The 20,167-nt window shown below is 65.3% G+C and carries 20 protein-coding genes and 1 tRNA gene; 8 read left to right on the top strand and 13 right to left on the bottom strand.

Annotation, left to right across the window (positions count from 1 at the left end; genetic code table 11):
• Nucleotides 1-59 precede the first annotated feature (59 nt).
• Nucleotides 60-1,652, top strand: a complete 1,593-nt coding sequence (locus Y88_RS17650; RefSeq protein ID WP_008071742.1) for an ABC transporter substrate-binding protein — start codon at nucleotides 60-62, stop codon at nucleotides 1,650-1,652.
• Between the two features lie 39 nt (nucleotides 1,653-1,691).
• On the opposite strand, the gene Y88_RS19025 is transcribed toward Y88_RS17650, so the two are convergent.
• Nucleotides 1,692-1,868, bottom strand: a complete 177-nt coding sequence (locus Y88_RS19025) for a DUF1674 domain-containing protein (RefSeq protein WP_018075576.1) — start codon at nucleotides 1,866-1,868, stop codon at nucleotides 1,692-1,694.
• A gap of 70 nt (nucleotides 1,869-1,938) precedes the next feature.
• Here Y88_RS19025 and Y88_RS17645 point away from each other — a divergent pair, with 70 nt between their 5' ends.
• Nucleotides 1,939-3,252 carry an RsmB/NOP family class I SAM-dependent RNA methyltransferase gene (locus Y88_RS17645; RefSeq protein WP_018075577.1) on the top strand — a complete coding sequence of 438 codons (1,314 nt, stop codon included), beginning with the start codon at nucleotides 1,939-1,941 and terminating at the stop codon, nucleotides 3,250-3,252.
• A gap of 48 nt (nucleotides 3,253-3,300) precedes the next feature.
• On the opposite strand, the gene Y88_RS17640 is transcribed toward Y88_RS17645, so the two are convergent.
• From Y88_RS17640 to infA, 10 genes are all read right to left on the bottom strand, one after another.
• On the bottom strand, nucleotides 3,301-4,113 hold the full coding sequence (locus tag Y88_RS17640; protein ID WP_008071736.1) for a class II aldolase/adducin family protein: 813 nt from the start codon (nucleotides 4,111-4,113) through the stop codon (nucleotides 3,301-3,303).
• A gap of 30 nt (nucleotides 4,114-4,143) precedes the next feature.
• Nucleotides 4,144-5,232, bottom strand: coding sequence for an LLM class flavin-dependent oxidoreductase (locus Y88_RS17635; protein ID WP_018075578.1), 1,089 nt, complete (start codon nucleotides 5,230-5,232; stop codon nucleotides 4,144-4,146).
• 112 nt (nucleotides 5,233-5,344) lie between these two features.
• The gene (locus Y88_RS17630; RefSeq protein ID WP_008071734.1) at nucleotides 5,345-6,295 is read right to left on the bottom strand and encodes a D-isomer specific 2-hydroxyacid dehydrogenase family protein; all 951 of its coding nucleotides are present in this window, start codon (nucleotides 6,293-6,295) and stop codon (nucleotides 5,345-5,347) included.
• Nucleotides 6,292-7,326: an ABC transporter substrate-binding protein gene (locus tag Y88_RS17625; RefSeq protein WP_008071732.1), complete on the bottom strand. Its 1,035-nt coding sequence runs from the start codon at nucleotides 7,324-7,326 to the stop codon at nucleotides 6,292-6,294. The genes Y88_RS17630 and Y88_RS17625 overlap by 4 nt, the downstream gene beginning before the upstream one ends.
• Before the next feature lie 128 nt (nucleotides 7,327-7,454).
• On the bottom strand, nucleotides 7,455-8,438 hold the full coding sequence (gene epsC / locus Y88_RS17620) for a serine O-acetyltransferase EpsC (RefSeq protein ID WP_008071730.1): 984 nt from the start codon (nucleotides 8,436-8,438) through the stop codon (nucleotides 7,455-7,457).
• Nucleotides 8,439-8,630: 192 nt separating this feature from the next.
• A tRNA-Phe gene (locus Y88_RS17615) sits at nucleotides 8,631-8,706 on the bottom strand.
• Between the two features lie 100 nt (nucleotides 8,707-8,806).
• A complete protein-coding gene (locus tag Y88_RS17610) occupies nucleotides 8,807-8,989 on the bottom strand; it encodes a DNA gyrase inhibitor YacG (RefSeq protein ID WP_008071728.1) in 183 nt (60 codons plus the stop codon).
• Complete coding sequence (locus tag Y88_RS17605; protein ID WP_008071726.1) at nucleotides 8,986-9,993, bottom strand: Rne/Rng family ribonuclease; 1,008 nt, start codon at nucleotides 9,991-9,993, stop codon at nucleotides 8,986-8,988. The genes Y88_RS17610 and Y88_RS17605 overlap by 4 nt, the downstream gene beginning before the upstream one ends.
• Nucleotides 9,986-10,585 carry a Maf family protein gene (locus tag Y88_RS17600; protein WP_018075580.1) on the bottom strand — a complete coding sequence of 200 codons (600 nt, stop codon included), beginning with the start codon at nucleotides 10,583-10,585 and terminating at the stop codon, nucleotides 9,986-9,988. Before Y88_RS17600 ends, Y88_RS17605 begins: the two co-directional genes overlap by 8 nt.
• A gap of 32 nt (nucleotides 10,586-10,617) precedes the next feature.
• The gene (gene infA / locus Y88_RS17595; protein ID WP_008071722.1) at nucleotides 10,618-10,863 is read right to left on the bottom strand and encodes a translation initiation factor IF-1; all 246 of its coding nucleotides are present in this window, start codon (nucleotides 10,861-10,863) and stop codon (nucleotides 10,618-10,620) included.
• Nucleotides 10,864-11,561: 698 nt separating this feature from the next.
• On the opposite strand from infA, the gene Y88_RS17590 reads away from it, so the two are divergent.
• On the top strand, nucleotides 11,562-14,057 hold the full coding sequence (locus Y88_RS17590) for a TonB-dependent receptor (protein ID WP_232281134.1): 2,496 nt from the start codon (nucleotides 11,562-11,564) through the stop codon (nucleotides 14,055-14,057).
• A gap of 9 nt (nucleotides 14,058-14,066) precedes the next feature.
• On the opposite strand, the gene Y88_RS17585 is transcribed toward Y88_RS17590, so the two are convergent.
• Complete coding sequence (locus Y88_RS17585) at nucleotides 14,067-14,465, bottom strand: PilZ domain-containing protein (protein WP_018075581.1); 399 nt, start codon at nucleotides 14,463-14,465, stop codon at nucleotides 14,067-14,069.
• Between the two features lie 157 nt (nucleotides 14,466-14,622).
• Between Y88_RS17585 and uvrC the strand changes: the two genes are divergently transcribed.
• The 5 genes from uvrC (at nucleotide 14,623) to Y88_RS17560 (ending at nucleotide 19,225) form a co-directional block, all read left to right on the top strand.
• Nucleotides 14,623-16,578 (top strand): excinuclease ABC subunit UvrC, encoded by a 1,956-nt coding sequence (gene uvrC, locus Y88_RS17580; RefSeq protein ID WP_026166890.1) that lies wholly within the window; start codon nucleotides 14,623-14,625, stop codon nucleotides 16,576-16,578.
• Between the two features lie 137 nt (nucleotides 16,579-16,715).
• Nucleotides 16,716-17,180 carry a hypothetical protein gene (locus Y88_RS17575; RefSeq protein ID WP_157132687.1) on the top strand — a complete coding sequence of 155 codons (465 nt, stop codon included), beginning with the start codon at nucleotides 16,716-16,718 and terminating at the stop codon, nucleotides 17,178-17,180.
• On the top strand, nucleotides 17,177-17,506 hold the full coding sequence (locus Y88_RS17570; protein WP_008071709.1) for a hypothetical protein: 330 nt from the start codon (nucleotides 17,177-17,179) through the stop codon (nucleotides 17,504-17,506). Before Y88_RS17575 ends, Y88_RS17570 begins: the two co-directional genes overlap by 4 nt.
• 244 nt (nucleotides 17,507-17,750) lie before the next feature.
• Entirely contained in the window at nucleotides 17,751-18,737 is a 987-nt protein-coding gene (locus tag Y88_RS17565; RefSeq protein ID WP_008071708.1) for a hypothetical protein, read from the top strand.
• Nucleotides 18,738-18,751: 14 nt separating this feature from the next.
• A complete protein-coding gene (locus tag Y88_RS17560) occupies nucleotides 18,752-19,225 on the top strand; it encodes a hypothetical protein (protein ID WP_018075583.1) in 474 nt (157 codons plus the stop codon).
• Here Y88_RS17560 and Y88_RS17555 read toward each other — a convergent pair.
• Nucleotides 19,222-20,130, bottom strand: coding sequence for an acyl-CoA thioesterase (locus Y88_RS17555; RefSeq protein WP_008071706.1), 909 nt, complete (start codon nucleotides 20,128-20,130; stop codon nucleotides 19,222-19,224). The two genes, Y88_RS17560 and Y88_RS17555, sit on opposite strands and share 4 nt — an antisense overlap.
• Between the last annotated feature and the right edge of the window lie 37 nt (nucleotides 20,131-20,167).

Below are 20,167 nucleotides of genomic sequence, written 5' to 3'. Positions count from 1 at the left end.
CTAGTGCCGTTCGACAAGGACGAGGCATGATGCGATTTGTGCAGGCACCAGCAGGTGGCGTGAGCAGGAAACCACAGGCTCTGCAATACGTGCCGGACATGCGGATCGCTCTGGCGGCGTCTCTGGCCTTTCTTCCTGCCGCATGCGGACAGCCGACGGCGGGGCCGGTTGAAATCGCTCTCATCGATGGCGGGCCGGTTGTGCCGGACGCTGGCGCTGTGAAAAAGGGCGGCATTTCCGTTGCTCCGTTGGCTCCGGTCCTCGTTGGCGCGACTCGCGCGGGGCTGGTCGGCTTCGACGCGGAAGGGCGCATCGTTCCCGCGCTCGCCGAACGCTGGATCGTGACCGACGACGGGCTCGGTTATATCTTCCGGTTGCGTGACGGGGTGTGGAACGACGGCACGCCGATCGCCGCGCCCGATGTGGTGAGCGCCTTGCGTCGCACATTCGCGGATTTGCACGACAGGGACCTCGCGCGCGATTTGCCGACAGTGCGCGCGATCAAGGTCATGGCGCGGCGGGTGATCGAGATCGATCTCGACGCGCCGCAGCCCGATTTCCTCACCTTGCTGGCGCAGCCTGAATTGGGCATCGGGGCAGGCCCGCATGGTCAGCATGAAGCCGGGATGATGGATGTGCGCCGGGAAGGCGACGGCATCGTCGCTTCGCTGGTTGCTCCTGATCATCCGGGCTTGCCGTTGCAGCCGCCTCCGGCTTCCGAACGCCCGCTGGCGATCCGCAACGCCCCGGCACAGCTTGCCATCGACCGGTTCGTCGCCGGGAAAGTCGATCTGGTCCTGGGCGGCACCTACGATACCGTGCCTCTGGCCGAGCGGGTGGGGGCGGCGCGAGGCAGTCTGCAACTCGATCCGGTGCCGGGACTGTTCGGTCTCGATGTCACGGCGACCCAAGGGTTCCTCGCTGACCCTGCGAATCGTGAGGCGGTGGCCATGGCCATCGACCGGGACAAGCTGGTCGCGGCGTTTGGCGTGAACGGCTGGCAGGCGACGACGCGTCTGGTGACGGCCGGTCTGGAAGGCGATCCGGGGCTGGTGGGCGAACGCTGGGCCGATTTGCCGCTCGATCAGCGGCGCACACAGGCCGCGGTACGGGTTGCTGGCTGGATCAAGGCGCATGCCCCGGCGAGTGTTGCGCCCGTCGGCGGTCAAAATGGCGTTCAGGTTCAGGCGCAAGGCGCCTTTGCACCGCCGGTGCTGCTGATCGCTTTACCGGACGGGCCGGGGGCGGCCTTGATTTTCGAACACTTGCACGACGATCTGGCCGGGATCGGGCTGGACTTGCGTCGGGCAGCCGTGGGGCAGGGGGCCGATCTCGTCCTGCTCGACACGGTGGCACGCTATCCGCGTCCGCGCTGGTTTCTTCAACGGATGAGCTGCGCGGCCCATCCCGTGGGGTGCAGTCAGGAAGGGGATGCCGATCTGGCACAGGCCCTGTCATCGCCCGACCCGGTCGCTGCCGGGGGGCTGCTGGCCGATGCGGAGGCAAAGATCACTGCGGCGAACGGCTTCATTCCGCTGGCTCGGCCGTTGCGCTGGTCATTGGTGCGCAGCGGCCTTGCCGGATTTTCCGTCAATGCGATCGGCTGGCACGCACTGGTGCCGCTGGCGGCTTCGGAGACGGTGGGGAACTGAAGGTCCCGGTGAGTGTCTCTTCCTGGCCGCCTGCAACCGTCAGAAATCGATGGCGATACCGTTGCGTTCCCAGTCGCCGAAACGCGTGGGATCAAGGCCGTCCGGATCCTCGCCCCGTTCGACCGCGCGCGGTTCGGGGACGGGGGGATTGGTCCAGTGCGGCGGCGGCGTGAATTCCTCCGGACGCTTGGTGGCGCGTTTGATCGGTTCGCTCATACCTTTGCAGATGGGGATTTCCGCGTCGTAATGCAATTGCCAGATGGGGCATTAGCGACGATAGGGGGCCATGACGCGTCCGCCCCGTTCTCGCAAATCCGCTCCCCGAACCGACGAGCCCGCCGAAATTCCCGGTAGCGGCGCACGCCTTGCCGCGCTGCGCATGCTCGACGCGGTGCTGCGTCGGGGCGATCCGCTCGATCAGGCCGCGCCGCCGCTGTTGCGGCCGGTGCCGCGCGCCGACGACCGCGCGCTGGCCTTGGCCATTGCCCAGGAAGCCTTGCGCTGGCTTGCCGATCTCGATGCCCTGATCGATGGGGCGACGCGGCTGACGCTGCCCGAAGATGCCAAGGCGCGCACGGTGCTGCGCCTGATGCTGGTACAGGTGCTGCGGCTCGGCTTGCCGCCCCATGCGGTGATCGCGACCGGGCTGCCGCTTTTGGTCGGCGGTCCGCGACGGCTGGCCCATGGGGTCTTTTCAACGATCGTGGGCAGCGCGGACAAGGGGGCTGACCTGCTTCCGCCGGTGCCGAGCCTGCCCGAGGCCGTTGCTGCTCGCTGGGGCCTCGCCTGGGGTGAGCGGGCTCAGGCCATCGCGGCCGGAATCGCGGTACCGCCGCCGCTCGATCTGACGCTCGCCGACAGCGAAGCGACCGGGCAATGGGCCGAGCGACTGGGCGGAACCAGCCTGATGCCGGGACATGTCCGGTTGCCCCGTGGACAGGCCGTGGAAACGCTGGCCGGTTACGAGGAAGGGGCATGGTGGGTACAGGATCTGGCCGCCGCACTCCCCGCGCGCCTGCTTGGGCAACCGCAAGGGGCGGGGCGTGCTCTGGACTTGTGCGCGGCGCCGGGCGGCAAGACGCTGCAAATCGCGGCAGCCGGATGGCAGGTGACTGCGCTCGACAAGTCGGCGCGGCGTCTGGAACGGCTGTCGGCCAATCTCGAACGGACGGGACTGGCGGCAACGGTCGTTGCTGCCGATGCCCTGACATGGGAGCCCGAGGCGCCGTTCGACGCCATTCTTGTCGATGCGCCGTGCAGCGCGACCGGGACGTGTCGGCGCCATCCCGACGTCCTCCATCGCATGCCCGCGATCGAGGAGCTTTCCGTGTTGCAGGCAAGCCTGCTCGAGCGTGCGGCGGGCTGGCTCGCACCGGGCGGAACGCTCGTCTATGCGGTCTGCTCGCTGGAACCCGAAGAAGGCGAGGCGCAGGCGCGTCGCCTTGCCGGTCAAGGCCTGACCCCGGTTCCGGTCACGGCCGACGAATTGCCCGCAGGTCTTGTGCCGACGGCCGAGGGATGGTTGCGTACCGATCCCGGCATGTTCCCCGAACAGGGTGGGCTCGACGGCTTTTTCGCGGCACGCTGGCGCCGCGGCTGAACCTCGCTCGGAGGAAAGGCGTTTCCCGGAGCGAGGTTCGAGTGTGGATCAGGTGTCGAAGCCGGGCAGGGTCCGCGCCACTTTGCGCAGGACGGCTTCCCAGGCGAGCTGGTCGTGGGGCTTGCGTCCTTCGACTGCGCGTGCGGCCTCAGGACGCCCGGCAAGCTGCCGCAGGGCTTCGTCCTGCGCGTGCTGAGGCGCGATCAGGACGTGTTCGTGACCACCGGCAAGCGCGGCGACTTGCGCCGAACAGGCTTCTTCCAGCTGATAGATCGCGCTCCACGCCGCTCCCGGCGTCGCACCGAGCGCAAGTGTGCCGTGATTGCGCAGCAACAGGAACTGTTTGTCGCCCAGATCGACCTGAAGCCGTTCGCGCTCGTCGAGATTGAGCGCGACGCCTTCGTAGTCGTGATAGGCAAGGCGCGGAATGATATAGAGCGCGCGTTGCGAGATCGGCAGCAGGCCTTCTGCATGCGCTGACGCGCCCATGCCGTCGCGGGTGTGGAAATGGGCGATCCAGTGGGCATCCTCGCGCACGGCATGGATCGCGGAATGGATCACGTATCCGGCATAGTTGATGCCGTATTCGCTGTCCCCGATGATAGTGCCGTCGATATCGACCTTGACCAGGCTCGAGGCGGTGATCTCGTCAAAAGTCAGGCCGAACGGGTTGATCAGGAAATGCTTGTCCGGCCCGGGCACCCGCGCGGTGATGTGGGTGTAGAGGAAATCGTCATATCCCTGGATCGCGGCGATGCGATAGAACGCAGCAAGATCGACGCGCGTCTTCCATTCGGCTTCGCTGATTTCGGCGGGACGGTGATCCTGCCATCCGGCAGGGCGTTCGAGAACGGTGGCCATGTCTGGTTTTGTCCTTTCGTGTCGTGCGGATCAGCCGGCGAGAGCCACGGGCTGAGCTTCGCGGGCGGCGACTTTCTCGCGGACCAGCGGGATGAGGTACTTGCCATAGTCGATCGCGTCGGCGAGCGGTTCGAAACCGCGGATCAGGAAATGATCGATGCCGATGTCGTAATATTCGAGCATGGCCTCGGCCACTTGCTCGGGGGTGCCGACAAGGCCGGTGCTGTTGCCCGCCGCGCCCGTCAGCGCTGCGACGCCGGTCCACAGGCGCGTGTCGCGGCGGTTTCCGGTCGCCGTTTCGAGCAGGCGCTGCGATCCGGCATTGGGGGGACGGTGGTCGCTCGTCGGAAGGCCTGCTGCGTCACGCGCGGCGCGGACCTGGTCCTCGATTTCGCGCGCCTTTTTCCATGCGGCTTCTTCGGTTCCGGCAATGACCGGGCGCAGCGACAGCGAAAAGCCGGGCGTGCGGCCGTGCCGGGCGGCGGCCTGACGCACCTGGTGCAGGCTGTCGCCGACCTGTTCGAGCGTTTCGCCCCACAGCGCATAGACATCGGCATGGCGACCGGCGACGTCGATAGCTTCGGGTGACGATCCACCGAAGAAGATCGGCAGGTTGTCCGGCTTTACCGAGGCAAAGCCCTGGCGCACTTCATAGAAGCGGCCCTTGTGGTCGAACGGGCGCTGGGCGGTCCATTCCTGCTTCAGGATGTCGAGGTATTCGTCGGTGCGGGCATACCGTTCGGCCTTGGTCGTCCCGACATCGCCGTCGCGGGCCATTTCATCGTCCGCGCCGCCGGTGATGATGTGGACGGCAATGCGGCCACCCGAAAGCTGATCTAGCGTCGCGAGCTGGCGGGCGGCCAGAGTGGGCTGGGTAAATCCGGGGCGATGGGCGACCAGAAAGCCGAGGCGTGACGTGATCGCGGCGGCATGGGCGGCCACGATCTGGCTTTCCGGGCTGTTGGAGCTGAACGGGATCAGTACGCGGTCGAAACCGCCTTCTTCCTGCGCCTTGGATGCGGCGTCGACATAGTCGCGGTCGAGAATGCGGCTGCGCGTGCCGGCGTGGATCTCGGAGGAATTGTTGAAGCCGATATAGCCGATGAACTTCACGGGCATGACGGAGTCTTTCTGTTGCGGGGCCTTGGGATCATGCAACACGGCAAACTCTATTATATCAATTGAGTTTGCCGGTATCCTTATGAGAACCGCTCATGCCGCTTTTCCCGCCTCAATATCCGCGGGCCCGATCGACGATGTCGGCGGGGTTCTGGCCATCGATGAACGCCGAAAGGTCGCCCAGCAGCTTGTCGAGCAGATTGCCGCGCGCGAGCGTATAATTCGACGAAAGGTGCGGGGTCAGCAGCACCGAAGGATGGTTGTAGAGCCAGTGCCCGTCAGGCAGCGGTTCAGGATCGGTCACATCCAGAGTTGCAAACGAGATCTGCCCGTTGTCGAGCGCCACCCGCAGGGCTTCCTGATCGACGACCGATCCGCGCGCGACATTGATGAGATGCGCGCCGGGACGGACCTGGGCCAGCAAGGCTTCGTCGAAGAGGTGGCGGGTTTCGGGCGTGGCGGGAACCGCGACCACGATATGATCGGCCTCGCTCACGACCTCGGCGGCAGTGTCGCGCATTTCGACGCCGATGACGCCGACTACACCCTTGCGGCTGCGCCGGACGGCCAGAACGCGCGCGCCAAGGGCGGCGGCGCGACGGGCAACGGCGGTTCCGATCGCGCCCAGTCCGATCACGCCTATCGTACTGCCCACGACCCGTCCGAGTTCGCGGTATTGCCATTGCTCGGCCGAATGGACCGCGACGTCAGCGAGATTCTTGGCCCGGGCATAAATGGCCGCAATCACGTAGTCGGCGATTTCTTCCGAAGCGGTGCCCCTGGCGCAGGAAACGACGGGGGCCTCGAACAACCACGCGGGATAGTAATCCACGCCGACAGAGGCGCTGAACACCCAGCGGATGCGGCCTGGCCATCCCGGCGGCGCCTTGTCGCGCGGCGCATTGCGCCATGCGGGTGAGGGACGGATGATCAGGACGTCGGCCTTGTCGGCGACGCGCCACGGTTCATCCTCGGGCGGGGTGATCACCTCGGGATGGGCCGGATGCCGCGCGATGGCGGCATTGTGATCGGCTTCGAGCTGGCTGGCGATGACGAGGGTCATTTGGGTTCCGGTGCAGAAAGCAGGGCGTTGAAGCGAGCGTCCCACAAGGGGCGCACATCGACTTTGTGAGGGATCAGCGCGGCGGCGGCGAAAACGTCGGCCACTTGCTGTTGTGACCGGATCGCGTTCTCGGTCACCGGGCGCAATTGCCAGGGGTCGCTGCGGCGGGCGAACTGGGCTCGGACGAATTCGACCGGGACGCCGATGGCCTTGGCCACTTCGGGGGCAAAGCTGTCCTGATGTGCGGCGGCCCAGTCATAAGCGCGACTTTGCAGGCGCAAATAGCGTGCGATCAGGTCCGCGCGAGCAGGATCGGCCACCGCATCCTTGTGCGCCGCGACGATGTAATTGCCCGACAGGAAGCCGAGTGCGGTCTTGAGAATACGCGCGCCGTCGGCCGCGATCGCCCGTTCGATCGGAAAGCCGTAAATGGCCCAGGCATCGAGCCCGCCGTGGGAAAAGGCCGCTGCGCCATCGGCCACGGTCATCGCCACCGGCTGGATGTCGGCCCATGACAACCCGGCCGATTGCAGCATGCGGATCAGGAAATATTGCGTCGTCGTGCCGCGAACATAGCCGACCTTGCGTCCGCGCAAATCGGCGAGCGAGTTGATGGACGACCCCTTGGGAACCAGGATCACCTGATTGTTCACGTCCCCGTGATAGACCGCGATCTGCGAGAAACTCTGCACAGTGGATGCCGCCGCGAAAATGGGCGGAATTTCGCTCATCCCGCCCAGATCGAGCGCGCCGGAATTGAGCGCTTCGACGACCAGATGCCCCGATTCGAACTCGGCATAACTGACCGGGAAATCGGGAACGATTCCTGCCGCCTTGAACAACAGGCGATTGTCGGTTTCTCCTTTTCCGACCACGGCAACGCGCAAGGGGGCGGACGCCGAATGGGGCTTGTGCCCGCATCCAGCCAGAAGCGCCGTCGCAAATGCAGCTCCCGCGCCGCTCAGGACGCGGCGACGCGTCGGTCCTTCGGACCGGGCGGCGGAATGCGCTCGGGGTGTCGTCAATGTCATGAACGGACTTTCGAATCCTCGTGGCGACCAGCACGGTCTTGAAACTCAACTCTATTGGTTGAGTTTCCGTGTGGGAATTGAGGATTTCTTGATCGAACGAACGCCCCGCTCATGCATTGCGAGGATTTTCAATCGCAGGGGTCGGTGGCCTCGATGCTTACGCTCGGCTGGGTCTGGCGCACGCGGCTGCCCGGTGGAACCGAGCGGGTCAGCCAGACATTGCCGCCCACGACCGAGCCCTGGCCGATCGTGATTCGCCCCAGAATGGTGGCTCCGGCATAGATCGTCACATCGTCCTCGATGATCGGGTGGCGCGGCTCGTCCTTGACGAGGCGTCCGTCTGCATCGGTGGAAAAGCTGCGGGCTCCCAACGTGACGGCCTGATAGATCCGTACCCGGCTGCCGAGGATGGCAGTTTGACCGATCACGACGCCGGTGCCGTGGTCGATGAAGAAACTTTCGCCGATGGTGGCGCCGGGGTGGATGTCGATTCCCGTCCGCGAATGGGCGATTTCCGCGATGATGCGGGCGATCAGCGGCACGCCGAGGCGATAGAGTTCATGCGCGATGCGATGGTGGATCACGGCCGTCACGCACGGGTAGCAGAGCAGGACTTCATCGACGCTGCGTGCGGCTGGGTCGCCGTCATAGGCGGCTTCCAGATCGGTATCGAGCAGACGGCGGATCGCGGGCAGGCGCGAAAGCAGTTCTTCGACGATTGCGGTCACGGCCCGTTCAATCGCGACGCCGCCGCGTTCGGGGCGACTGTAATGCAGTTCCATTCGGACTTGCGAGGCAAGCAGGGGCAGGGCCGAGGCCAGACTGGCTTCGACAAAGGCATCCTCGCGTTCGATCGTCAGGTCGGGCGGGCCGAGGCGAAGGGGAAAGAGAGCCGCTGAAAGGATGTCGATGATACGGGTGATCGCCTGCCGCGACGGAAACCCCAGAGCGCCGAATTCGGCATGACGATCCCGGATCGACCGCCATTCCATGCGTACGGCCCGCAATTCGTCGATGACGGTATCGACCGTCGATGGAGCGGGGATGACGCTGTCCCGGGTATCGGGGGCCGTCACGTCGGTATGGGGCGCGGCGGAATGTTGTTCGGTCATGGACGATCCTTTCGCTCCCGATCTGGCGCGAGGAGGTCGTCCTTGTCTTATGAGGAATGCCAATAGCGGCCCTGAAAACCGATCAAGTCACGATGCACTGTGTCTGGATCCAACCGGACTGCCGCCGCTTCGCAAGGGGCGAGCTTTCGCCACTTTTCCGAATGTTCTGGGGTGTTTTTTGAAAAGGGGCGATGGTGCCCGGGGACGGAATCGAACCGCCGACACCGTGATTTTCAGTCACGTGCTCTACCAACTGAGCTACCCGGGCATCTGCCTCGATGGAGGGCCTTGCGGCACCGCCGTCGCGTTGGAGGCGTGCCTATGGCGAAGGCGGCGTGGCTTGTCCAGCCCTATCGTGACAGTTTTTTTCAGTTTTCCCGATCGTCGTCTTCGCCGCCAAGAGTGGAGGGGCCGGGAATGGCGTAACCTTCGTCGAGCCAGCGCATGAGATCGCGGTCGCGGCAGCGCGAGGAGCAGAAGGGCGCGTGCTGTTCGACACGGGGCTTGCCGCAGATCGGGCAGCGGCGGACCAGAGGCGTGGAGGTCGTCATGACACGATCGCCTGCGCGAATCCGGCGTGAAGGGCAAGGGTGGGGCGAGGATCGCGGTGAATCGTGCGGCCGGTCCGGCGGGCAAGTTCGCTTTCGAACGTGCTGTCGATCGCGGCGAGCACGGCGGGATGGGCGACCAGCAGCAAAATGCCCGGTTCGCTCACACGCTCGGCCTGACGCAGGAGGGCAAAGGCGGCTGCTCGCGCCGGTGCATGGGCGTGGCGCGACAGCAGCGATGGGCGTGCGAGTCGGCTGACGAGCTGAACGAAGCCGAAGCCGTTCATGCCGGTGCGTTCTCCGCGCCATCCGCCGGGCAAGGCGGCGAGAGCGTCGCCGAGCGTTGTGTCCACCGCTTGCCGGTCGGTCCGCCCTTCGATCGTCGGGAAATCGATCCCGACCGATCCGGCGATGTCGAGCCGGGCAAGGTTTTGCGCGATCGCGCGGGCCGAGGCGAGCGCCAGATCGCGAAGCGGCAGGGTTCCATCGACGTCGATCAGGGTCATGGCCGGTGTCGGGCTGAACGTCAGGCGGCCGCCGGGAAAATCGACTTCCCCGCTCTGGGCCTGTTCGACAAGTTCGTCCCAGCCCGCCTTGTCGAAATCGCGGGCAAGAGCGCCCAGAACGCGGACCGGAAATTCGGTCTCGCGCAAGTCCTGCGCCAAAGGTGGGGCCGGGGAGGGAGATGCGTCGGGCGCGGGGCGGCACTGGGCCAGCTTGAACCGGCCCTTTTCGGCAAGGGCGGCGCGCGTGATCCGCACCAGCAGCCGGGCGCCTTCGGTCAGGCCGGGGGGGAGCGCGTCGACAAGGGCAATGGTCTCGTCGGGAAGCACGACGGCGCCGCCGCGCGAACCGGGACGGCGATGGCTGAGGCGGGCTTGTGCAACGGCTCCGGCGCGCCACGGTTCGTGCCAGCACAGGCGCGCCGCGAGAATCGTCTCGGCATCGTCATCGACGAGGATCGCGCGGGTTTCGCCGATCCCCTCTTCGACCAGCCATTCAGGCAAGCGTCACTCCGGCCGCGCGCAAGAGGCGGCGGGTTTCGTAAAGGGGAAGACCGACGACGCCGGAATGGCTGCCCGAAAGCCAGGCGCAAAATCCTTCGGCGCTGCCCTGAATGGCATAACCGCCAGCCTTGCCGCGCCATTCGCCGCCGGCGATGTAGGCTTCGACTTCTTCGTCGGACAGCGATTTGAAGCGGACGATGGTCTCGCTCAACGCTTCGCGCAAGTGTCCGTCGGGCGTGATGACGGCAATCGCGGAATAGACGCGGTGGCGTCGTCCCGACAGCAGCGACAGGCAACGGCGTGCGGTCGCTTCGTCTTCGGCCTTGGGCAGGATGCGGGCGCCGACGCCGACAACGGTGTCACCTCCCAGAATGACGGCATCGGGGCGCAGCGCGGCTGCGACGCGCGCTTTTCCTGCGGCAAGGCGCACCGCATGGGGGCGGGGCCTTTCACCTTTCAGCGGCGATTCGTCGATGTCGGCAGGAACGATCGCATCGGGCGTGATGCCGATGCGGGCCAGCAGTTCGCGACGTCGCGGGCTCGCCGAAGCGAGAACCAGCGGCGCACGCGATGCGTTCGGTTCGGATGCCATGGCAGGCGGGGCCATGGGGGCTGGGCGCGGGCTCAGTACGAGCCGGGGCCGCCGCGACCGGGCATGAAGCGATAGGTGATACGGCCCTTGGTCAGATCGTAAGGGGTCAGTTCCACCAGCACTTCGTCCCCGACGAGCACGCGAATACGATTCTTGCGCATCTTGCCGGCGGTGTGGCCGAGGATTTCATGGTCGTTTTCCAGGCGCACGCGGAACATCGCGTTGGGCAGGAGTTCGACCACCGTGCCGCGCATTTCGAGAAGTTCTTCTTTCGCCATCGGCGGGGTCGGAAGCCTTGTGATGAATGGCACTGCCCGGCGGACCGGCCATGTGCAAAAGGGACAATAGGGTTGGCTTGAACGGGCCAGAGGTCCGCGCGTGGCGCCAATAGCCGCAGTTGCGCGAAAAGAAAAGCCCGCCGCTGTGTGCAATTCCGGTACATTGCCGGGAACGGCTGCCGCGATGGCACGCGCGGCAGGCGGCCGAGGCGACAAATTGATACCAATTGACCGTTGTCGCAGGGGCGTTCGATCCGCCAAGGCCGGTGGTGGCGGGAAAGGCGGCTGGAGCCTGAACCGTCCGGAAAAGACATCCACACGTTCGCGGCTTTGCCTCATCCGAGGCCGCGCGTTGCAGCCGAATTGACGACTGAAACCCTGTGAAACGCCATTTTCCTCCGGCTCGTGCCGTTCTTCTTCTTCCTCTTCTTGCCGCCGGTTTTTCGCCGGTGAGCGCCCGTGCGCAAGAGCAGGCGACTTCTCCCGAAGCGGGAGAAAGTGCGCCGACGGCGGAAACGGGGACAGGCGGCCATGGGCCCTGTCGTGTGCCGCATGGACCGGGGGAAGGGGCTCGGCCCGAAGGTATGGGGCCGCCGCCCGAGGGGATGGGGCCACCGCCTGACGGCATGGGCCCTCCGCCCGGCGGGATGCCGCCTGGTTGTCCGCCGCCCCATGGGAAAGCGGGAGCGCAAGGGCGGGTGCCATCGACGTCGTCCGCCGAGGTAAAGCCGGTTGCCGCGCCTGTGCCGGAAGCGCGGCCCGTGGTGGCGGCACCTGCCGCGCCGTCGGATACTGCGGTAGAAGGGAAAGCACCGGAGACGAGTGCGGCCTCTTCAACCGCACCCGAAATCTCGGTCAACGGCGAGGCGATCGAGACCGCCAATTCGCGCGGGCTGACCAAGAAAGGCGAAATTCTCGTCGTTGCCCGCCGTTTCAAGGGACAGGTGCAGGCCGATCAGCCGCCGATCGTGACGCTCGATGAAGAGGATATTGCCTCTTATGGCGTGTCCTCGATCCAAGAACTCGTTGCCGCGCTGGTGCCGCAGACGGGCACGGGGCGCGGTCGTGGCGACGGCACGCCGGTTTTCCTCGTCAACGGCATGCGCATTTCCAATTTCCGCGAAATGCGCGGGCTCCCGCCCGAAGCGATTCGTCGCGTGGAAATTCTGCCCGAGGAAGTCGCGCTGAAATACGGGTTCCGGCCCGACCAGCGCGTGGTGAACTTCATCCTCAAGGACAAGTTCCGCAGTTTCAACAACGAGTCGAATTTGAGCCTGCCCGGGCGCGGCGGCTATACGGCGTTCAGCGACGAGGCGACGATTGCGCGCATTGATCACGGCGCGCGCACCAATATCACCGGCACTTATTCGATCCAGACGCCCGAAACCGAAGCCGCGCGTTCGATCATCCAGTCCAATCCGGCAAGTGCGGGGCAGCCCGATCCCGCCAATTACCGCACGTTGCAGGCCGGATCGAAAAGCGCCGCGCTCAATGCGACGATGGCACGTCCGCTCGGGATCGGAACGGGGCTTACCATCAACGGCTTGATCCAGCGGGATGCGACCGATGCGCTCAACGGGATCAAGTCGACCGAGCCGCTGCTGGCATTGCTGACTTCGACCCGCACGACGACCGGATCGGTGGGGGTGGGGCTCAATATGCCCGCCGGGTCATGGCTGCTTTCGACAACGCTCGACGGAACGCACGTCAATGCCGACAGTTCGATCGATCGTTCGGCCTCGCTGACACCGCAATACGCCCACAGCGTGACCGACACGCTGACGTCGCTGGCGACGCTGGTCGGGGCTCCCGCGACGTTGCCTGCGGGGCAAGTCGCGCTGACCATGAAGGCCGGTTACACATGGTCGGGCATCGCCAGCAGCGATACCCGCACCGACAACGGTGACACCCATTTGCGCCGGGGCGAGACCCAGGCCGGGTTCAGCCTCGACCTGCCGATTGCCAGTGCCAAGAACCATGTTCTTTCCGCGATCGGCGATCTGTCGCTCAATCTGAATGGTGAAATCCATTACCTGTCGGATTTCGGCAGCCTGTTCGACTGGGGCGGGGGCGTTACCTGGAAGCCGACGCAGAAACTGGCGCTGACGGGGACGTTCATCGGCACGGCGGCCGCGCCGACGCTGTCCAATCTGGGCGCGCCGAGCACGGCGACGCAGGGCGTCTCGGTCTATGACTTCGTGCGCGGGGAAACCGTGCTGGCAACGGTCATCAGCGGCGGCAATCGCGATCTGCGCCGGGAACAGCAGCGCGACCTGAAATTCGCGGTCAACTGGACGTTGCCCTTCGGTGGCGGGTACGACACGCTGGTCGTCGAATATTTCCGCAATCATTCCGACAACGCGACAAGCAGCTTTCCCTTGCTGACCGCGACCGTTCAGGACGCCTTTGCCGATCGCGTCACGCGCAATGCGGCAGGCCAGATCACCTCGATCGACGAAACTCCGGTCACGATCGCAATGTCGCGCAGTTCGCGCATCCGCACGACGCTCAATCTTGCCGGGACTTTAGGTAAACCCGATCCCAACATGCAGCGGCGCGGTTTCGGCATGCGCGGGCCGGGTGGCCCCGGTGGTCGTCCGCCGGGCGGGGGCTTCGGTCGCGGCGGCGGCGGTTTTGGCCATTCGGGCGGCGGTGGTGGTCCCGGCGGTCCCGGCGGTGGTCCCCCGCCCGGTCCTCCGCCGACGGATGGGCGCGGACGCTGGAACGTCTCGCTCAGCTACAGTCTCGAACTCTACAACACGGCCCAATTGGTGTCGGGCGGGGCGGTTCTCGACATGCTCGGGGGGGATGCGCTGACCGGAACGGGCGTGGCGCGCCATACGATGAACCTTGACGGCGGCGGTTTCTATCGCGGGATCGGCCTGCGCGTGAATGCCAGCTATGCCAGCGGGACCAATGTCTCGTCGAGCGGGGCGGACGGCACCACCGCGCTGCACTTCGGATCGCTGGCGACCGTGAACATGCGCCTGTTTGCCGATATCGGACGCATGCCCAAGCTGATCCGCCATGCATCGTGGCTGAAAGGCGCGCGGCTTTCTCTCGCGGTCGACAACCTGTTCGACGGACAACAGAAAGTGACCGATTCCACCGGCGCGACGCCCTTGCGATATCAGGCGGGCTATCTCGATCCGGCAGGGCGCGTGTTCAAGCTGGAATTGCGTAAGCAGTTCTGAGTTTGCGGATTAAAGAACGGCACGGCGTCCCTGCACGAATTCACGTGCCTGATCGAGACGTCGGTCCTTTTCGATGGTGTCGTAGTAATCGTGCACGGTGCGCAGCGCGACGACATCAGGCATGGGCACGCGCTCGTCGAATTTCACTCCGAATTGCGAGGCCCGGCGCCAGACGACGGTCCCGAAGGCCTCGATTCCGTTGACTTCGAGGACGACGGAGGCCCCGATGGCCGGAGGAATGCCGGGAACGCAGATACAGGCCCCGGTCTGTGACATGTCGATCAACTGGCAGGGGAAATGCCCGGTGATCAGCACGATCCGTGCAGGGAGATTGAGCCGCAACCGTGCCGCATCGCGCCGGCCCGGTGGCTGGGTGCTGGGAGCAAAACGGAAAGACGGTACGCTCATGGCGCGAGGGTATGGCGAGGATGCCTAATCCGGGATCGCCGGGGGCATCCGTATGTTTACGGGTGATGTGCGGAGCGGCACCTGTGAAATAGAGGTTGTGGAACGGGTTGGGGGGCTTCTGGTCAAGACCGGCGCGACGTCCTATCTCGGGCCGGCCATGGCTCGCTCATCTTCTCCCCACAGTCCTGCTGGAACGCCGCCTTCGCCGCACGGGGCAGAGCGTTTCAACGAGGAAAAGGCGACATCGGCCATTCGCGGCGCCGACCAGCCTGACATGGATCAGGGCATCGCCGTCATCCGCGAGGTCGTGGCGACGCTCAAGCCGCAGCCGGGCGTCTATCGCATGCTCGATGCGCGCGGTGACGTGCTTTACGTGGGCAAGGCGCGCGCGCTGAAAAATCGCGTGGCGAATTACACGCAAGTCGATCGTCTGCCCAATCGCCTGCGCCGGATGGTCAGCCTGACCCGGTCGATGACGATCGTTACTACCAATTCCGAAGCCGAGGCGCTGCTGCTCGAAGCGCAGCTGATCAAGCGCTACCGGCCTGCGTACAATGTCCTGTTGCGCGACGACAAATCGTTTCCGTTCATCCTCTTGCGTTCCGACCACGCCTTTCCCCGGATCATGAAGCATCGCGGCGCGCGCAAGGCGAAAGGGAATTATTACGGCCCCTTTGCCAGCGCCGGGTCGGTCAACACCACGATCAACGCCTTGCAGAAGCTGTTCCTGCTGCGCAGCTGCAACGACGGGTTCATGGCGCGGCGCGACCGCCCGTGCCTCTTGTACCAGATCCGCCGTTGCTCGGCCCCTTGCGTCGGGCGCATCGACGAAGAAGGCTATGCCGAACTCGTCCGGCAGGCCCGCGATTTCCTGTCGGGGAAGTCCGGTGCAGTGCAGCGCGAGATCGAGGCGCAGATGAGCGAAGCGGCCGAAGCGCTCGATTTCGAACGCGCGGCGATGCTGCGCGATCGCTTGCGCGCGGCGACGTTCATTCAGGGGAGCCAGGCGATCAATGCCGAAGGGGTCGGGAATGCCGATGTCTTTGCCGTCGCGGCCAAGGGTGGGCATGTCGGCATCCAGGCCTTCTTCATCCGGGGCGGGCAGAACTGGGGTCATCGCGCCTTTTTTCCGACGCACACCGATGGGCTGGAGGAAGCCGAAGTGCTGACCAGTTTCCTTGCCCAGTTCTATGAGGATGTGCCGCCGCCGCGCCTGATCCTGGTCGACCGGCTCTTGCCCGAAGCCGACTTGCTGGCCGAAGCCTTGCAAGGCGGAGCTGGCGGCAAAGTCGAAATCTCGGTGCCGCAACGCGGGGACCGCCGCCGTCTGATGGAACAGGCCGAACGCAATGCCGTCGAGGCGCTCGACCGGCGGCTGGCCGAAACCGGAACCAAGGCAAAGATCTTTCGCGAGATTGCCGACTTTCTCGAACTCGGCGATCCGCCCGACCGCATCGAGATTTACGACAACAGCCATATTCAGGGGACCAATGCGGTCGGCGGCATGGTCGTTGCCGGGCCGGAGGGTTTCCGCAAGGGGCAGTACCGCAAGTTCAATATCAAGCGTCCGGAAACGCAGCCGGGCGATGACTTTGCCATGATGCGCGAAGTCATGGCACGCCGTTTTTCCCGTGCGCAGGACGAGGATCCCGAGCGCGACAAGGGCATGTGGCCCGATCTCGTCCTGATCGACGGGGGCAAGGGGCAGATGACCGCGGTGCGCGAAACGCTCGAGGAACTGGGGATCGAGGACGTTCCCCTGATCGGCGTGTCCAAGGGGCCCGACCGCAACGCCGGGCGCGAGGTATTCCATTTTCCCGACGGGCGGGAAAAGATGCTGCCGATCAATTCGCCGATGCTGTTCCATCTGCAGCAATTGCGCGACGAGGCGCACCGCTTTGCCATCGGAGCCCATCGCGCCAAGCGCAGCCGGGCGATCACGGCCAGTCCGCTCGACGAGATACCGGGCATCGGTCCGGCCCGCAAACGGGCTCTGCTGCTGCATTTCGGGACAGCGGGAAAAGTGCGGGCGGCCAGTCTCGAGGATCTTCAGCGCGCGCCGGGCGTCAGCGCGGCGGTGGCGCAGACGATTTACGACTTCTACCACCCCTAGGCTCAAGCCGATAAGGGGGAACCCGGAAACCCGGTTTCAGTCGGCTTGCACCATGCCTGATGCATGGTTCCGATGCGGGGGCAGCGGTCGTTCTGTCCGGCATGGGAGGTTCGACTGTGTTGGGGAAAAAGGGGCGCTTGGCGCTTTTCCTTGGTGTGGCCGTCTGCGCGTTGGGGTTTGCCGGAGCATCGTCGGCACAAGACGCCGATGGGGCGGGAAGCCCGTTCGAACTGGCATTCTGGCAGTCGGTGTCGGCAAGTCGGGATCCGGTGCTCTATCAGGCCTATTTGCGCGAATTTCCCGGCGGGACGTTTGCCGCCATCGCAAAGGAAGCGATCGCAAAGGGCGCTGTCGTGACGGCGCCGCCGCCTGCGCCCAAATGGACATCGCTTGCGCTGCCCTCGCCACCGGTCATGGCCGTTCCGTCCATGGCTCTCGTGCCCCGGCGTGCCCGCATGCAGGCGGCCGTCTATGTCACCAGCGGGCCGACCCGCATACCGACCACGGCGACGACTTCCCCCGCGATGGAGGATCTGACCACCGGCGTCGTTCCCACGGCATCCCCGCTCGGCATGATGCTGGGCTTGCCTATGGTCAGATGACGCCCGCGAGCGCGTCGGACCCGTCCGAAGCGATGACGCTGCCGATCCGTCCGGCGATGATGGCGGTTCCCGAGGTCAATCTGCCTGCCAGCTTTTGTTCCGACGAGGCGAGGAACCAGTTTCATGAAGGGCTTTACGATCGCTATATCACCGTGACCGCCAATCGGTACGGCGGCGGGGCAACTCGTGTCGAGGATTGCCAGATGCTGGATCAGGTTGTCGCGCAACTGGCGCGTATGCCGGACGGCGCGGTCCTGAATGCCGTGGCCGATGCGATGATCGCACATCCCCAGCTTGACGATTTCGCCTGTCTTCCCGGGCATTGATCCCGCTTTCTCCGATCCGGGGCAGCGGAGATCCTGTCTTGCAAAGCACAGGCTTAAGGCTTCGATAACCGGACTTCTTCAGTCGCTTCCTACCAACGGGAAATAGGGTATGGAGGAGTGGCGGGGCAGGGGGCGTCGGTAAAATCGTCCGTTGTATTCACGCAGGAACAATCAGGTCGGTCGGGTGCGCAGGAACAACCATAGGATCGTTTTGGCTCTGGCTGCGCTGCTTTGCGCAACGGGGATGAATCAAGTAAGCGCGCAGGCACAGATTGCCGCCGCCAACGGGGTCGGAACGCCGTTCGAACTGGCATTCTGGCAATCGATCGACAGCAGCGGCGATCCCGCACTTTACGAGGCCTATCTCGCCCGTTTCCCCAACGGGACGTTCGGCGAGATTGCCCGGGCAAAGATCCAGGTGTTGCGGGCTCGTCTGGTGCCTCCGGTGCAGACTTCGGTTCCGGCGCCCATGGCTCCTGCCGCAGCGGTTCCGTCCACAGTCGGAGGGAGCCTCCCGGTTCCCGTCGATGCCGCTCCGGCGCGTCCGATGCCCTTGCCTGCAACTGCCGCTCCTCCGTCCCCGGCGTCCTATGCCGCGGCAAGCGCTCAGGCTCCGGTTGCGCAGGTTCCGGCGGTTCCTGTCCCCGCAGCACAGGCGCCGGTTCAGCAGGCCATCGTGCAACCGGCTGTGGCGCAAGTCCCGACGCAGGACGCGCCCACCGCTCCTGCGGCACAATCGGCGACATTGGGGCAATTGCTTGCCGCTCTCGCCAACAGCCAGGCATCGGGACAGCCCTCCGCTCAGCATACGGCTGTCGCTTCCCCGGGAAGTGAGCCGGTTCCGCCCCCCGTTGCCCATGCGGCGGTTTCGCCCGGGCTGAGCCTTCCCCCGCAACCTGCTCTGGAACCCGTTCCGCAAGTCGTTTTGCCGACCAGCTTCTGCTCGGCCGATGCGCGCAATGCCTTTCACGACACGACCTATGTCACGGCCGTCACCATCGCTCGCCGCAACAACGAGGCGGCGGTTGCCTATATGAAGCAGTTGCAGGGTCTCTACGAACAATACCAGCTCAGCCATGATCCCGAGACGATGAACGCGCTTGCGGCAGCAGCGCACGCCTATCAGCCGGTGACCCAGACGACGTTCTCGACGCAGGCTGCCCTGGTGAAGCAGTTCGATGTGCTCATGGCTGTGCCGCTCCTGCCGTGTCAGGCCTTGGTCGCGAAGTGATCCGGGCGCGGGCCATGCGCGGGGGAATCGCTGTCCTGGCCGCTCTGGCGTTGCTCTGTTCGGGTGAGGCTCGGGCGGCCTGCATCGACGAACCGGTGACGACGGCGGCCCGTTTGCATGAATTCGAAATGATGATGATGGACGTGTCGTTGCGCTGTACCCGGCTGGGCATTGCGATGCAGGCCGATTTCGACGGCATGGTCACCGCGCATCGCTCTCTGTTCGACGAAGCGTCGGTCCGCTTGCGGCGCTTTTTCGGGGAAGGCGTCGATGGGCCCCGTCATGGCAGTGCCTATGACCGCTATGCGACGCTCCTTGCCAATCGCTATGGCGGGGGCAATACCAGCCTCGATGCTTGCCGCGTTTTCGACGGCGTGGCGGCCGAAGTGGCCAAGGCCGGGGACGGCGGCCGCATGCTCGGCGCCGTTGCAAGAGCGATGATCGAGCATCCCCTGCTCGAACGCGCGACCTGCTCCCCCGCGCCTTAGGTTTTTTTAGCCAGGGGGCGGATGAGCCCTTCCTGGGCGACGCTTGCGACATAGCGGCCGTCGCGGGTATAGATGCGGCCCCGGTTGAAGCCGCGCGCGCCGCCTGCCCAGGGGCTGTCGCAGACATAGAGCAGCCATTCATCGGCGCGGAAATCGTCGTGGAACCAGATGGCATGGTCGAGGCTGACGGCCATGACATTGCCGGTGATCCAGCTGAGCCCATGGGGCAGTGTGCAGGTGCCCAGAAGGTTCATGTCGCTGGCATAGGCGAGCACGGCGCGATGCACGCGCGGATCGTCGGGCAGGGCGGCTGCGGCTCGGAACCAGGTGTGCGAGCGGGCTTCGCGCGGGGCCGCGCCCATCCAGTGGCGCGCTTCGACCGGGCGCAATTCGATCGGACGCGTGCGCAACATGATCTCGCGCTTGTCCTCGGGCAAGCGATCGATGAATTCGGCGCGCAATTCAGCTTCGCTGCGCAGGCCTTCGGGCGGTGGCACGTCGGGCATGGGGTCGGCGTGAAAGGCGCCTTCCTCGCGACGGTGAAACGAGGCGAGCAGCGTCAGGATCGGCTTGCCCGCCTGCGCCGCGACCACGCGACGGTTGGCAAAGCTGCCGCCGTCGAGATCGCGTTCGACCGTGAAATCGACGGGCAGCGTTTCGTCCCCGCCGCGCAGGAAATAGGCGTGCAGCGAATGAACCGGACGATCGGGTGCCACGGTGCGTTCGGCTGCGACCAGCCCTTGCGCGATGACTTGTCCGCCGAACATGCGCCCCTTGCCGCCGGGGCGACGGTGGCCGGTAAAGGCATCGGGCCCGGCATCATCGACATCGAGCAGGCGCAGCAGGCCTGCGACAAGCTCTTGGGAGGTTGGTGCCGGGTGGGCAGGGGCCGTGATTTCGCTCATGCGAATCAGTCTGGCGCGACCTACCGTTTACGTCAAC

It is taken from the genome of Novosphingobium nitrogenifigens DSM 19370 (genome assembly GCF_000192575.1).
GTDB classification, from domain to species: Bacteria; Pseudomonadota; Alphaproteobacteria; order Sphingomonadales; family Sphingomonadaceae; genus Novosphingobium; species Novosphingobium nitrogenifigens.
The sequence above is the reverse complement of the archived record's forward strand: the minus strand, read 5'-3'. Positions and strand labels throughout refer to the sequence as shown.

Coding starts and splice junctions, on each gene's coding strand:
- Y88_RS19025 (WP_018075576.1), bottom strand. CDS start 1,868: ATGAGCGAACCGATCAAACGCGCCACCAAGCGTCCGGAGGAATTCACG.
- Y88_RS17645 (WP_018075577.1), top strand. CDS start 1,939: ATGACGCGTCCGCCCCGTTCTCGCAAATCCGCTCCCCGAACCGACGAG.
- Y88_RS17640 (WP_008071736.1), bottom strand. CDS start 4,113: ATGGCCACCGTTCTCGAACGCCCTGCCGGATGGCAGGATCACCGTCCC.
- Y88_RS17635 (WP_018075578.1), bottom strand. CDS start 5,232: ATGCCCGTGAAGTTCATCGGCTATATCGGCTTCAACAATTCCTCCGAG.
- Y88_RS17630 (WP_008071734.1), bottom strand. CDS start 6,295: ATGACCCTCGTCATCGCCAGCCAGCTCGAAGCCGATCACAATGCCGCC.
- Y88_RS17625 (WP_008071732.1), bottom strand. CDS start 7,326: ATGACATTGACGACACCCCGAGCGCATTCCGCCGCCCGGTCCGAAGGA.
- epsC (WP_008071730.1), bottom strand. CDS start 8,438: ATGACCGAACAACATTCCGCCGCGCCCCATACCGACGTGACGGCCCCC.
- Y88_RS17610 (WP_008071728.1), bottom strand. CDS start 8,989: ATGACGACCTCCACGCCTCTGGTCCGCCGCTGCCCGATCTGCGGCAAG.
- Y88_RS17600 (WP_018075580.1), bottom strand. CDS start 10,585: ATGGCATCCGAACCGAACGCATCGCGTGCGCCGCTGGTTCTCGCTTCG.
- infA (WP_008071722.1), bottom strand. CDS start 10,863: ATGGCGAAAGAAGAACTTCTCGAAATGCGCGGCACGGTGGTCGAACTC.
- Y88_RS17585 (WP_018075581.1), bottom strand. CDS start 14,465: ATGAGCGTACCGTCTTTCCGTTTTGCTCCCAGCACCCAGCCACCGGGC.
- uvrC (WP_026166890.1), top strand. CDS start 14,623: ATGGCTCGCTCATCTTCTCCCCACAGTCCTGCTGGAACGCCGCCTTCG.
- Y88_RS17570 (WP_008071709.1), top strand. CDS start 17,177: ATGACGCCCGCGAGCGCGTCGGACCCGTCCGAAGCGATGACGCTGCCG.
- Y88_RS17565 (WP_008071708.1), top strand. CDS start 17,751: ATGAATCAAGTAAGCGCGCAGGCACAGATTGCCGCCGCCAACGGGGTC.
- Y88_RS17560 (WP_018075583.1), top strand. CDS start 18,752: ATGCGCGGGGGAATCGCTGTCCTGGCCGCTCTGGCGTTGCTCTGTTCG.
- Y88_RS17555 (WP_008071706.1), bottom strand. CDS start 20,130: ATGAGCGAAATCACGGCCCCTGCCCACCCGGCACCAACCTCCCAAGAG.